General features: G+C 62.1%; 10 protein-coding genes and 1 tRNA gene. 6 read left to right on the forward strand and 5 right to left on the reverse strand.

Annotated elements, in window-relative coordinates; genetic code table 11:
• The first annotated feature begins 19 nt into the window (after positions 1–19).
• Positions 20–1,726: a DUF5591 domain-containing protein gene (locus O8W32_08075; protein ID WII09118.1), complete on the forward strand. Its 1,707-nt coding sequence runs from the start codon at positions 20–22 to the stop codon at positions 1,724–1,726.
• Between the two features lie 345 nt (positions 1,727–2,071).
• Here O8W32_08075 and O8W32_08080 read toward each other — a convergent pair whose 3' ends face one another.
• The 3 genes from O8W32_08080 to O8W32_08090 all read right to left on the reverse strand — a co-directional run bounded on the left by O8W32_08080 (position 2,072) and on the right by O8W32_08090 (position 6,262).
• Entirely contained in the window at positions 2,072–2,953 is an 882-nt protein-coding gene (locus O8W32_08080) for a DUF368 domain-containing protein (protein WII09119.1), read from the reverse strand.
• A gap of 385 nt (positions 2,954–3,338) precedes the next feature.
• Positions 3,339–5,246, reverse strand: coding sequence for a VWA domain-containing protein (locus O8W32_08085; protein WII09120.1), 1,908 nt, complete (start codon positions 5,244–5,246; stop codon positions 3,339–3,341).
• Entirely contained in the window at positions 5,228–6,262 is a 1,035-nt protein-coding gene (locus tag O8W32_08090; GenBank protein ID WII09121.1) for an AAA family ATPase, read from the reverse strand. Before O8W32_08090 ends, O8W32_08085 begins: the two co-directional genes overlap by 19 nt.
• A 166-nt stretch (positions 6,263–6,428) precedes the next feature.
• Between O8W32_08090 and O8W32_08095 the strand changes: the two genes are divergently transcribed.
• The 5 genes from O8W32_08095 to O8W32_08115 all read left to right on the forward strand — a co-directional run bounded on the left by O8W32_08095 (position 6,429) and on the right by O8W32_08115 (position 11,035).
• Positions 6,429–6,575, forward strand: coding sequence for a hypothetical protein (locus tag O8W32_08095; GenBank protein ID WII09122.1), 147 nt, complete (start codon positions 6,429–6,431; stop codon positions 6,573–6,575).
• Positions 6,576–6,811: 236 nt separating this feature from the next.
• Positions 6,812–7,840 (forward strand): energy-coupling factor ABC transporter permease, encoded by a 1,029-nt coding sequence (locus O8W32_08100; protein WII09123.1) that lies wholly within the window; start codon positions 6,812–6,814, stop codon positions 7,838–7,840.
• Positions 7,841–7,851: 11 nt separating this feature from the next.
• Positions 7,852–8,697, forward strand: a complete 846-nt coding sequence (locus tag O8W32_08105) for an energy-coupling factor transporter transmembrane component T (GenBank protein WII09124.1) — start codon at positions 7,852–7,854, stop codon at positions 8,695–8,697.
• Entirely contained in the window at positions 8,694–9,845 is a 1,152-nt protein-coding gene (locus O8W32_08110) for an ABC transporter ATP-binding protein (GenBank protein ID WII09125.1), read from the forward strand. Before O8W32_08105 ends, O8W32_08110 begins: the two co-directional genes overlap by 4 nt.
• Positions 9,842–11,035 carry an ATP-binding cassette domain-containing protein gene (locus O8W32_08115; GenBank protein WII09126.1) on the forward strand — a complete coding sequence of 398 codons (1,194 nt, stop codon included), beginning with the start codon at positions 9,842–9,844 and terminating at the stop codon, positions 11,033–11,035. Before O8W32_08110 ends, O8W32_08115 begins: the two co-directional genes overlap by 4 nt.
• A gap of 71 nt (positions 11,036–11,106) precedes the next feature.
• On the opposite strand, the gene O8W32_08120 is transcribed toward O8W32_08115, so the two are convergent.
• A tRNA-Gly gene (locus O8W32_08120) sits at positions 11,107–11,179 on the reverse strand.
• Between the two features lie 131 nt (positions 11,180–11,310).
• A complete protein-coding gene (locus O8W32_08125; GenBank protein WII09127.1) occupies positions 11,311–12,003 on the reverse strand; it encodes an aquaporin in 693 nt (230 codons plus the stop codon).
• Positions 12,004–12,128 lie beyond the last annotated feature (125 nt).

Genomic DNA, 12,128 nt, shown 5'->3' on the forward strand with positions numbered 1-12,128 from the left:
GCGAGCGATAGCACCGCGCATGTTGGATGTCATCTGCAGGTCCCAGAGGGGCAGGGCCTGCAATTACGGCAGGGAGGGCGCCGCCCTCAGGACGCCCCTCCTGCTGAAGACCGGGGCGGAGGGCGTTACCGGCGTGGTGCTGGACGGGAGAGGCCGCACGGTGCGCATCCTGGGCGCCGAGGTCTCGGTCGACCCGAAATGCAAGACCTCCGCCAATTCCGGCGTCTCGGCCGAGGCGCGGACCAAGGACGGCATCTCCGTCCTGAGGTTCCCCCTGCGCGGCGACGAGGTCCTTCCGGATGACTCGGAGGTCCTCATCATCCCCAACGGCTTCGATTTGAAAGAGGATTTCCGCGCTCTCTGCGACCAGATGGTCAAAGCTCGCGAAGTGGCAGGGTTCGGACGCCTGCTCGGCGTGCTGGGCCTTGCCGAGCCCGCCGACCTGGCGCTCCTCATCTACATGGGCGTCGACATCGTCGACGACGGCTGGTGCAGGGCGGCCGGGACCTGCGGCATGAAGCTCATCTCCGAGGGCAGGATCGAAAGCAAAGGCGACTTCTCCGAGGAGAACGTCCGCGCCATGGAGGAGGAGCTCTCCAAGGTCGATGCGTTCCTTGGTGCCGGCAGGCTCAGGGAACTCGTCGACCAGAGGTCGTTCTCCTCGCCGGTGGAGGTGGCCGCCCTCCGTGTCTTCGACGCCGAAGGCTACGCCTACCAGGAGGAGTGCTTCCCCACGGTCGGGACCAGGTTCTCCTGCAACACCGTCCAGGCCCTGAGGAGGCCGGACATCGTCAGGTACGAGAGGATGATGGCCGAGCGCTACGTCCCGCCCGAGCACAAGAGGATCCTGCTCCTGCTCCCGTGCTCCGCGAAGAAACCGTACCACACTTCGAAGACCCACAAGCTCTTCGCATCGGCGATCCACACCGCCCCGCACGACACCCTGGTCCATGAGGTCATCGTTACCTCCCCGCTGGGAGCGGTGCCGAGGGAGCTTGATGCCATGTACCCGGCGAACTCCTACGACATCCCGGTCACCGGCGAGTGGAAGCCGGAGGAGAAGGAGAGGATACGCCGGATGCTGAAGGACCTGGTATCCAAAGGGCATTACGAGAAGGTCGTCTGCCATCTCGGCGAGGACAGGGAGCTGGTGGAAGGGCTGTTCGGCGATACCGAGGTCATCGACACTGTCGTCGGGGACCCCGTGTCCCCCAAGTCCCTGGAGAACCTTGACAAGGCGCTCAGGTCCGCAGCCGCTGACATGGAGCCTGTCGATTACATGATCGACAGGAAGGAGACCATACGCTCCGCGCTCGGGTTCCAGTTCGGGAGGGACGTTGCCGATGCCATAATGGACGGCAGCACCTACGGCGTCGGAAGGTTCCCCTATTGGAAGATCTTCAGGGACCTGCCGGAAGGCAAAGGCAGGATCCAGCTGGGCATGATGTCCCCGGAGAGGGGGATGTTCTCCCTCACCATGGACGGCGCGCGCATCCTGGCCGGCATGGGCAGGAACACTGTTCAGATTCAGGATTTCCCCCTGAAAGGCAGCCTCTTCGCTGTCGGGGTCGAGAAGGCCGACCCGTCGCTGCGCATCGGCGACGAGGCCGTAATCGTCTGCAACGGGGACGTACGCGGGGTAGGGGTCGCCGCCATGTGCGGGCGCGAGATGGAGCAGCTGAAGCGCGGGATCGCTGTGAAGACCCGCCACAAGCTGGAAGGCTGAGGGGCCCCGTCAGATTCGGTCAGAATCGGCGACCCCTCCCGATTCCGCTTATATACCGTGCAGGCGTGAAGAGGTATAGAGGAAAAGGGAGCGGTTCCCCATACCTGCTCTTTCCCTCGGCCCGCACAAAATTCCATCCATCCTATCCCTAAATATCCCGTGCGGGCCATTCTTTTTCTCTGCGGACATCCGGGCCCGTTGCTCGGACCGTTCCGCCGGAGCTGTTCACTGTGCTCCGATGCAGGCATCGGAATGCACCGAATTAGAGGCCGGGTATGTCCGCCTGCATGGTATGATGCGGAGAGGCCGTCGGTATCCTGCTGCCGATTTCATGAGTCCCAGATATCAGATCTTATCCGGATCCGGGTCGGGCATGTTCATGTCCTGGAGGTCGCCCTTCCTGAGGAACCAGATGCTGACTGCGAGCCCGATGATGAACGCCGCAGCCCCTCCGACCGCATGGACCCATCCGTCAATATCGGCGATCGTGGAGAAAGCGACGGTGACAAGCGATCCCGCCGTGAGGCCGAATATGAGGCATCCGGTGAGGCGGTGGTGCTTGGTAAGGGCGTACTGCACGACCTTCGAGAATCCCAGCACCCCTATGATGGCTCCGAGCGCCAGGGGCAGCAGGAGGGCCGCGTCCATGTTGCTGATGCTGTCCGTGAAGGCGGTGAAGAGGCCGAACACGACCAGGACGGTCGAGTGGCTGATGCCGGGCATGAGCGCCGAGACCGCTACTACGAGCCCTACCGCGAACATGATCGCCATATCCGCTGCGGAATGACCCAGCTCGGTGTCTCCGCCGTTGCCCATGAGGTCGGCGGCCAGCATGGAGCCCATGATGATGAAGCCGACGGCGGTCGCGATCCATTCGTTGCGGCCGAACCTGCCTTTATCGGGCTCGGTCATCTTCCATACCGCCGGCAGCTGCCCGGCGATGAGGCCGGCGAACAGGAACAGGGATTCCGTGGGATAACGGTCCATAGCGCCGCTGAGGATCTTGGCGGCGATGAGGGTCCCGATAAGGACCCCGGCCACCAGATAGAGGATGAACCAGAAATCCTTCTTCAGGTACACGCGCAGAAGGGCCAGGTCGCGGACGATGCGCTCGTAGATGCCGAAGCATACGCAGATGACCGCGCCGCTGATGCCGGGGAGCATGGCCGTGATGCCGACCAGTATCCCGACCACGACTTCCTTGAACCCGCGGAAACGTTCTGCCATTGCGCCTTGTCATCCGGTCTTTTTATATAAACGAGTGAGTCGCAGAGCAATCTGCCCCATATGGCCATATATGGAACGGATATCGGCCATCATCAGTGCCAGATATCTCTAGTGCTTCGCATCGTAAGGCCGTCCGGCACCGAGTCCTCTTTGCGGGACAGAGGCCTGCGATACGGTATCGGGATCGGCGTTCGATCAATTCGGGACAGCAATAAAGGATCTCGGCGATGAAGGAGAAAAAGTATCTTCCGACTTGTTTCAAAGAGGCTCTGAAACGCGGATATATCCGGAAACGAATCCCGGGCCTGCTGAAGTCCGAATGAAGCGAGGCCGCGGCCAGGCCTAAGTTTGGGGCCGGGGGCAGATGCCCCCGGGAGCATCCCGATCAGTCCCAGATGTCCACGGTATCCTCTTTCTTCTCGAGGTCGTCCAGGAGGAAGAACCTTCCCCGGAGGGCCTTGGCGAGGTCCTTCGGAGCGTCGTTCTTGGTGAACCCGAGGCCGGTGTCGATGACGATCCAGTCGGCGTTGGGGATGCGGACCTGCTCCGCGATCTCGATGCTCTCCTTGATGGGGTCCTTGGAGGAGTCGAGGGCCAGCGTCGATTTCCCGTCGGTGATGAGGACTATGTGGCACCTCTCGTCGCCGTGCTTGAGGGTGTACGGCATCATGTACTCGTACACCCTGATCAGCGCCTCCGAGAGCGGGGTCCCCTGTCCGACGGCGATGTTGTTGATGATCGGCTCCAGCTGCTCAATGGCCCTGGTCGGGGCGAGGACGAGCTCGATCTGCTCCTCGTTGAAGGTCATCAGCCCGACACGGTCCCTCTTGACGTAATGGGTCTCCAGCATGGAGATGATGGACGCCTTGACCTTGGACATCCTGTTGCGTATGATGAGGGACCCGCTGGTGTCCAGCAGGAACAGGAAGGTGGAGGAGACCTGCTTCTGCCTCACCTTCTCCCTGAGGTCCTGCTTCTCCAGCTTCACGCCGGGAGTCGGGTCGGCCTCGTGCCTGCTCTTCTGGTACGGCGCGGCGGCGCGGACGGTGGCGTCGAAGGCGATGTCGGTGCAGGTGCCCCTCGGGATCCTGGACTTGATGTACTTCCCGTTCCTGTCCTCGGTCTCGACGTACTTCCTCTTGGCGGCGTCGTCGCCGGCGCGGAACCCTTCGGAGTCCTCCGCTTCCAGGAGATCGATGGCCTCGAAGGTCTCGCCGACCTCGGACACCACGTCCTCCAGGTCCTCGGATTTGATGAACCCGACATCGACGCTGTTCTTGGAAACAGATTCGGTCTGCTCGTTCATCTTCTTGACGATCTTGGCCTCCTCGGTCTCCCCTTTCTCGTCCTTGATGAACCTGCGGATGCCGCCGAGCGGGTTGTAGCCCGTCTCGAGCGGGTTGTACTCCTTCTTCTCCTTCTTCTTCGGCATCACGGTGCGGCGGTGGCCCAGGCAGAGCACGGCCGCGCGGGCGGTGTCCTTCTTGCTGACCATTCTCCTGCCGTCGAGCGCGCAGAGGGCGGCCGCGGCGTAGGCGGTGGAGAGGGCCCCCCGGCAGCCTTTGACGCCGAGCGAGGTGCAGATGCGCGCGATGCTGCGCATCTGGGTCTTCGGGATGCGCACCTCGGGGAGCCGGCGCCTCGCCTCGGCGACCTCCTTCGAGATCTTCTCATCATCGCCGGCGAACAGCTTCTCGAGCCTGCTGTTCCCGTCCCCCAGGCCGAGAGCGCGGCGGATTATCTCCTCCGCCCGGCTCTCATCCTTCTGCCTGCGCATGGAGACGCTTATGTCGAACATGTCGAGGACGTGCCTGTCCAGGTACCTCCTGGTGGAGTTCATGCTCGCCAGGAGCTTCGTCTGGCAGCCGTACTCGGCCGAGATGTTCTCCCTCTCGACGCGCACCCGCCTGGAATGCACCGAGTCCAGCATCTGGATCAGCAGGCTGGTGTCGAAGAGGTCGGCGTCGTCCATGTAGATGTAGTTCCCGTCGGCGCGGTTCAGGAGGCTCTCGGCCATCTCGACCTTCCCGGTGGCGATGGCGGCCTCCATGTCTATGGCCCCGAAGATCTGCTCCCCGGTGGCGTTCAGGGGGACGTTGACGACCTTCCTTCCCGGGTCGATGCAGGGGACCGAACGCGCGATGGCTGTCTTCCCGGTTCCGGAGAGCCCCCTGATGAGGACCGCTTTTATTCCGGGGCTGACGGCCGCGCAGAGGACGGCGGTCTTCGCCATCTCATTGCCGACGATGGCCGAGAAGGGGAACACGCCGGCGTTCACATCGACGCCAGGCATTTGCGTACCCCGGCCTCGTCGAACCCGGACTTGTCGAAGGCCCTCTTCTTCACCCTGTGGGCGAGCACGAGCGCCGCGACGGCCTCCATGTCCTCCTTGGTGATCTTGTCCCTTCCTTCGAGGGCGGCGTTGGCCCTGGCGGCGCGGATGAGGGTGATGTCCGCCCTGTGCCCCTCCATGTTGTAGTTCATGGAGATCTTGGCCGCCATGCGGACGGCGTCATCGTCGGCGGGGATCTTCTTCACGAGATTCCTGGCGGCCTCGATCTTCTCGGTGAGCTCGTTCAGGCTGTCCTTCTCGGCGGCGACGTACGCCTCGGGATCGGCGTCGAACGCGATCCTGCGCCTGATGACCTCCATCCTGGTCTCGATGCTGTCCTCCGCTTCGACCTCGACGGAGAGGCCGAACCTGTCCAGGAGCTGGGGCCTCAGATTGCCTTCTTCAGGGTTCATGGTTCCTACGAGCACGAACCTCGCGGGGTGGGAGAAGGACACGCCTTCCCTTTCCACATAGTTCACGCCCATGGCCGCAGAGTCCAGGAGCAGGTCGATGATATGGTCATCCAGGAGGTTGATCTCATCCACATAGAGTATGTTGCCGTTGGCGCTCGCCAGGATGCCGGGCTCGAACTTCTTCTTCCCGGTCTTCAGGATGTACTCGATGTCGAGGGTCCCGGACACCCTGTCCTCGGTGGCGTTCAGGGGAAGTTCTACGACCTTCATGGGGACGTTCACGGTCTCGAGCTTCTCGCCGGCGGCGATCCTCGCCTTGCAGTCGGCGCACAGCCTCTTGGGGAAGCGCGGGTCGCAGCGGTATGCGCACCCTTTGACGGCAGGCCTGGAGGGCAGGAACTGCTCCATGGACCTCACCGCAGTGGACTTCGCAGTTCCTTTCTCTCCTTTGATCAGCACTCCGCCGATCGTGGGGTCGATGACGTTCAGGAGGAGCGCCCTTTTCATTTTCTCCTGCTTTACAATCTTCGTGAACGGGAACAGTGTAGTCTCAGTCTCTTCCATTTTGACATTCTCCGCCGCGTCCGCAAGGGCGCATATGCACCAATGAACTATCCAGCAGTATATACTATATCCGTTAATCAGATGAATTGCCTATGGCCGTCGGGAACCGTGCGCGCCGATATCCGTATTAACGCCGTGCAGATGCATGCTCAGGAGAAAGATAATCATGAACGCGCAGAACAGCAATGATGCACCGGTTCAGAAGATGGATAAGGCCGAGAGGAAGGAGATGAAGGCCAGGAACAAGGCCGCTAAGCTCGACAAGGCCTCGAAGAGCCTCTACAAGAACAAGACCTTCGTGAACAAGCACTGAAACGCCGCGGGGCTCTCCGGGCCCCGCATTTCCATCGGGCATATGCCCTTCAAACGGACGGGGTCCCGCCCGCTATCCCTCTTGATTTATTACTTTCTTCGATAATGTATATATAATGTGGTCAGTTATCGCTTTGTGATATTGGTTATTATATCCAATCAGTGATTGGGGGCCGTCTGTCGGCCATGTGCCCGCGCAGTCAGGGCGCGGGAACAGGGGGTAAATGTCTGCACATAATGGAAGGTTACCTCCCGCTGGAATGGTGCATCATCTGGTATCTCGTGATGATCCCGTTCGTGGTGCTGGGGTTCAGGAAAATTGTCAGGATCGTACGTTCGCATCCGGAGCAGAGGATGCTGGTCGCTCTTTCGGGGGCGTTCATATTCCTGCTCTCGTCTCTTAAATTGCCGTCCGTCACCGGATCGAGTTCGCATCCGACAGGGACGGGGCTCGCAGTCGTCCTCTACGGGGTGTTCGTATGTTCTTCGCTCTCTATGATCGTCCTGATATTCCAGGCCCTGCTCCTCGCTCACGGAGGCATAACAACCCTGGGAGCGAACTGCGTTTCTATGGGTATCATCGGGCCTGCCGCCGGGCTTCTGGCATGGAGGCTGCTCAGGGGGCTCCGCGTCAGGGTCGTCCCTTCGATGTTCGCGGCGGCGTTCTTCGCCGACCTCACGACCTATGTGGTCACGGCGGTCCAGCTGACCATCTGCTACCACAGCAACGGATGGGGGGCGGCGTTCACCGACTTCATGACCACATATGCTGTGACCCAGATCCCCCTTTCGTTCGTCGAGGGCATGCTGTTCGCCATGTTCGCGAAGTACCTGCTCATCACCCGCCCGGACATCTTCGGCCAGGACAAGCCGGACAAGCCGATCAACTGGAAGGCGTACGCGGCCGGGTTCGCAATTATTGCCGTCGCTGTGGTGGGGATCCTCGCCTACGGGGACTCCCAGGGCATGGACTTCGGCGGGTCGGACGATGCCGGCTCCGGCGATATCGCGGACAACAACGGCGGGAGCTACGAACCGTGGACATCCGGAATCTGGGGGGACTACGAGCTCCCCGGCGAGACCGAATCGATGCTGTTCGCCCTTCAGGCGGCCATCGGCGCCCTGATCATCGGTTACTTCATCGGGATACAGCATGCCAAGAGAAAGCTGTCCGATAATGCCCCGCCCGCGAGGCCGCTGCCGGCCGCCGGCGATGGGGAGAAGAAGGACGAAGAGGACATCCTCGAGAAGATCTACGAGTTCTGAGGTGGGGGAAGATGGCGCGCGGGCTCATAAGCGACCAGGTGGAGATGGACGAGCTGGCATACAGCTCGCGCATGGTCGACTGGTCCCCCCTCGGGAAGCTCCTGTTCACCGTGCTCCTGCTGGTGACCGGGCTCCTGACCAAAAGCATAGCCGTCCCGATGGCCGCGTTCTGCATCGGGCTGGGCCTGATGGCCTACTCCACCAACATGAAGCTCCCGCCGATCATAGCGTTGGCCATCGGCGAGGCGGTCCTCATAATGGTCATCGGCTGCGGGATGATCTCCATCCTCGGCGACAAGTCCCAGCCTGCTCTGATGGAAGGGAAGCTGCTGTGGTTCGACATGTACATGACCGAGGACAGCTTCAACCAGGCCTGGCTGGTCTTCTTCAGGGCGGTGGCCGGCGTGACGCTCATGCTGGCCTTCGCCAGCTCCACGCCGATACCCCATCTGGCGCAGGCGTGCAGGAAGCTGCATCTGCCCAGGGAGATAATCGAGATCGTGGTGCTGATCTACCGCTACGCCTTCCTCCTGCTGGAGAGGATGCTGGTGCTCATCAAGGCCGCCCAATGCCGCCTCGGGTACAACGGGGGAATGCGCACGATCAGAGCTTATGCGGGGGCCATGGTGGGGACTTTCCTGTTCTCCATGGAGATCGCCGAGAAATCCGACGCGGCCCTGGCGAGCAGGAACTACCTGGGGGTTTTCCCCGTCTACAGGCGCCCCAAAGGGATCTCGGCCGCCTGGGTCATTGCATCCATGGCATGCGCGGCATGCCTCTGGTGCTTCGGAGAGTATGTTATCGATTGGAACGGGATGGCCGAGCTCTTCTCGCCGCTTTTCGGGTGGGACCTGTGAGCGGCAGCGTCTTCAGGCTGGAAGGCGTGTCCTACAGCTACGGGGGCACCGACCGCAAAGCTCTGGATAATGTCACGCTCGATATAGAGGAGGGGAGCCGCACCGCGATCCTGGGGGCCAACGGGTCCGGGAAGTCCACTATGTTCTATTCCATGGACGGAGTGTACAAGCCGTCGGAAGGGCAGGTGCTCCACCGCGGTAAGCCGATCTCCTACACGGTCCCGGGGCTCACCCGGCTCCGCGCGGATGTCTCCGTCGTCCTGCAGAACCCCGACGAGCAGATGTTCTCCTCCACCGTGGAGGACGACGTCGCCTTCGGGGCGGTGAACACCGGCGCCACCAGGAAGGACATCGACAGGAGGATAGACGGGGCTCTGCGCCTGGTCCGCATGACCGAGTACCGCCGCGTCCCGCTGCACCAGCTCTCGGGAGGGCAGAGGAAGAGGGTATCGATAGCCGGCGCCCTCGCCGTCCGTCCGCGGGTGCTGATCATGGACGAGCCCACCGCCGGCCTGGACCCGCAGGCGTACATGGAGGTCATGGAGCTCGCGGAGAGGCTCCGTCTGATGGGCGTCACCGTGATAATCTCCACCCACGACGTGGACCTGGCATATTCATGGGCCGACAAGGTCCATGTGATGAACGCCGGGAAGCACGTCTACGAGGGGAGCTCCGAAGGGTTCTACGGGGACCCGGCCGCCGTCCGTGCCTGCGGGCTGTTCAGGCCGGCGGTCTACGAGATGAACGAGGCCCTGTCCAGGATGTCCGGGTCCGGGCCCGATCCCTACCCGAGGACGGTCGGGGAGTACCTGGCCAAGTTCGGGGGCTCCGGGAAGGCCGGCACGGTCCATTGCGTGAGCTGCCCCTCCGATGGGGAAGGCGTCGCCGGGAGGTACGCCGAGGAGGTCGCCAGGGCGGGAGAGGATTCCCGCCGCGGCATCACCGGCATGGACTCCAGGGACGCGGTCTCGGCCGCCCGCCTGAGGGCGGACTTCTACTTCGGCGGGATAGATTCCTGCCTCACCGAGGCCGTCCTCGGGAGGGATTCCGTGCTGGTGTTCGATAAGGTATATGCCCCGCTGGTGAAGGAGAGGGCGGAGAGGATCAGGAGCTTCGGCGCCGATGTGGGACTGGAGGGCGACATATGACCGATGTTCCCATCATGGAGCTCAGGGACGTCGATTTCAGCTACGGCCGCGGGAAGGGGAAGGCGCTGGACGGGCTGAACCTGAAGGTCCGCAAAGGTTCCAGGACCGCGGTCATCGGGGCGAACGGCGCCGGGAAGTCCACGATGTTCTGGAACATGAACGGGATCTACCGCCCCGATTCGGGCGAGGTGCTGTACGACGGCGTCCCGCTGAAGTACGGCCGCCGTGCGCTCACCCGGCTACGCTCCGACGTCGCCGTCCTCTTCCAGAACCCCGACGAGGTGCTGTTCCGTCCCATCGTGGGGCAGGACGTGGCCTTCGGCCCGGAGAACATGAAGCTCCCGAGGGACGAGGTCGAGTCGCGCGTGTCCGAGGCCCTCCGCATGGTCGGCATGGAGGAGTACCGCGACCGCCCTGTCATGAAGCTCTCCTACGGCCAGAGGAAGAGGGTGGCCATCGCCGGCATCATCGCGATGAAGCCCCGCCTCCTGATCATGGACGAGCCCACCGCCGGCCTGGACCCGCAGATGGCCTCTGAGGTCATGGAGATAGCCAGGCAGCTGAACGAGGAGGGCGTGACCGTGGTGATGGCGTCCCACGACACCGATCTGATCTACTCCTGGGCGCAGGAGATTCATGTCATGAGGCACGGGAAGTGCGTGTACTCGGGAGACCCGGAAGGCTTCTTCTCGGACGGGACCGCCGTGTACCTGGCCGGGCTGATGCCTCCGCGCATATTCCTGATGAACAGGGGGCTCTGCGAACTGCGCGGGAAGGACCCGGCGCCTTATCCGAGGACCTATGCCCAGCTGATCTGCAAAACTGCCGAGGGCAGGGGTGACGCCGGGAAGTTCAACATCCTGCCGGTCCCGAACGGCTGCGATGTCCTAGATGTGAAGGACTCCCTCTCCGCGGCGGGGTTGCTGGAGGTTCCGAAAGGTATCTGCGGAAGAAGTGCCAGATGCACCGAGGGGCTCCTGACCAGGGCACGCATCGATTATGTGTGCGGAGCGGCGGACGCCTGCATGGCCAGAGCGATGGAGGGCACCGACACGGCGCTCATATGCGACCCCGCGATGGTTGGCTGCGTCCTGTCCTCCCTGGAGTTCTCCGAGCGCTGCGGATGGGGGACGATACCTCACGAGGTCCTCCCCGAGTGCGTGCACAGGGGCAGGAAGTCAGAGGACTGACCGATCCCGGGGATCCGTTGGCTTTCTATGGAATGCCCGGAGGAAGCAGGAACGGACCAAAACAAGATGAGTGCATTCGTCGGGATTCGAACCCGAGTAGCAAGCTTGGAAGGCTTGAATCCTAACCAGCTAGATTACGAATGCGCTTAGGCATCGGATATTTTGAATCCGTATATAACACTTTTCGACAGGCGGAGGAGTCCAGCCAGAACGGCCGGGCCGTAATGGAAAAAAGGGTTGGGGGACGGGGATGCCCGTCCCCCGGGTTTTGCTGCTCAGGCTTCCTTCTTGGGGTCGCAGAGGACGTACTTCCAGACGGCCCAGGCGATCGCAGCGCCGATGAGGGGTGCGATGATGAACACCCAGACGTCTCCGGCGTTGCCGACGTCGGCGATGGCGTCGACGATAGCGGGGCCGATGGACCTGGCGGGGTTGACGGAGGTTCCGGTCAGGTTGATCCCGATGAAGTGGACCATGGTCAGGGTGAGGCCGATGAAGAGTCCGGCGTACTTGTCCATGCCGTTCTTGGCAGTGGCAGCCAGAGCGACGAGGACGAAGACGAAGGTCAGGACGACCTCGATCAGGATGGAGTATGCGACGTCGTCCTGGACGAGGTGGTTGGATCCGACGTTGGCGAGATCGTCGAGAGCGCAGTCGTTCATTCCCATGGCGAACAGGGCGACGACGAAGGCTCCGATGATGGCGCCGATGACCTGGAAGATGAGATAGAACACAAACTCGGTCCAGGTGATCCTCTTGTCGAGGGCCATGCCGAGCGAGACAGCGGGGTTGAGGTGGCAGCCTGAGATCTGTCCGACGGTAACCGACATGACGACTACAGACAGACCGAAGGCGAAGGCGGTGGCCACGAGGTCGCCGGTCAGGACAGCGGTCCCTACACCGGCGAGAACGAGGACGAAAGTGCCGACCAGCTCAGCCATGTATTTCCTTATTTCAATTGCATCCATTTTATGCCCCCTCTGCCTGAGCAGAGAGTATCCTGCCAACCTCCCAGACCATATTAACGCTTTTTCATCGTACTGATACTGGAAACTACTGTCTCTAACATCTGGCACATTATGTAAGCCCGATC

It is taken from the genome of Methanomassiliicoccales archaeon LGM-DZ1, assembly GCA_030168595.1.
Lineage (GTDB): Archaea > Thermoplasmatota > Thermoplasmata > Methanomassiliicoccales > Methanomethylophilaceae > Methanomethylophilus.

Bases quoted from the DNA above. Each gene is read 5' to 3' on its own strand.
- O8W32_08075 (WII09118.1), top strand. From the start codon at position 20: ATGTTGGATGTCATCTGCAGGTCCCAGAGGGGCAGGGCCTGCAATTAC.
- O8W32_08100 (WII09123.1), top strand. From the start codon at position 6,812: ATGGAAGGTTACCTCCCGCTGGAATGGTGCATCATCTGGTATCTCGTG.
- O8W32_08085 (WII09120.1), bottom strand. From the start codon at position 5,246: ATGCCTGGCGTCGATGTGAACGCCGGCGTGTTCCCCTTCTCGGCCATC.
- O8W32_08080 (WII09119.1), bottom strand. From the start codon at position 2,953: ATGGCAGAACGTTTCCGCGGGTTCAAGGAAGTCGTGGTCGGGATACTG.
- O8W32_08095 (WII09122.1), top strand. From the start codon at position 6,429: ATGAACGCGCAGAACAGCAATGATGCACCGGTTCAGAAGATGGATAAG.
- O8W32_08115 (WII09126.1), top strand. From the start codon at position 9,842: ATGACCGATGTTCCCATCATGGAGCTCAGGGACGTCGATTTCAGCTAC.
- O8W32_08090 (WII09121.1), bottom strand. From the start codon at position 6,262: ATGGAAGAGACTGAGACTACACTGTTCCCGTTCACGAAGATTGTAAAG.
- O8W32_08125 (WII09127.1), bottom strand. From the start codon at position 12,003: ATGGATGCAATTGAAATAAGGAAATACATGGCTGAGCTGGTCGGCACT.
- O8W32_08105 (WII09124.1), top strand. From the start codon at position 7,852: ATGGCGCGCGGGCTCATAAGCGACCAGGTGGAGATGGACGAGCTGGCA.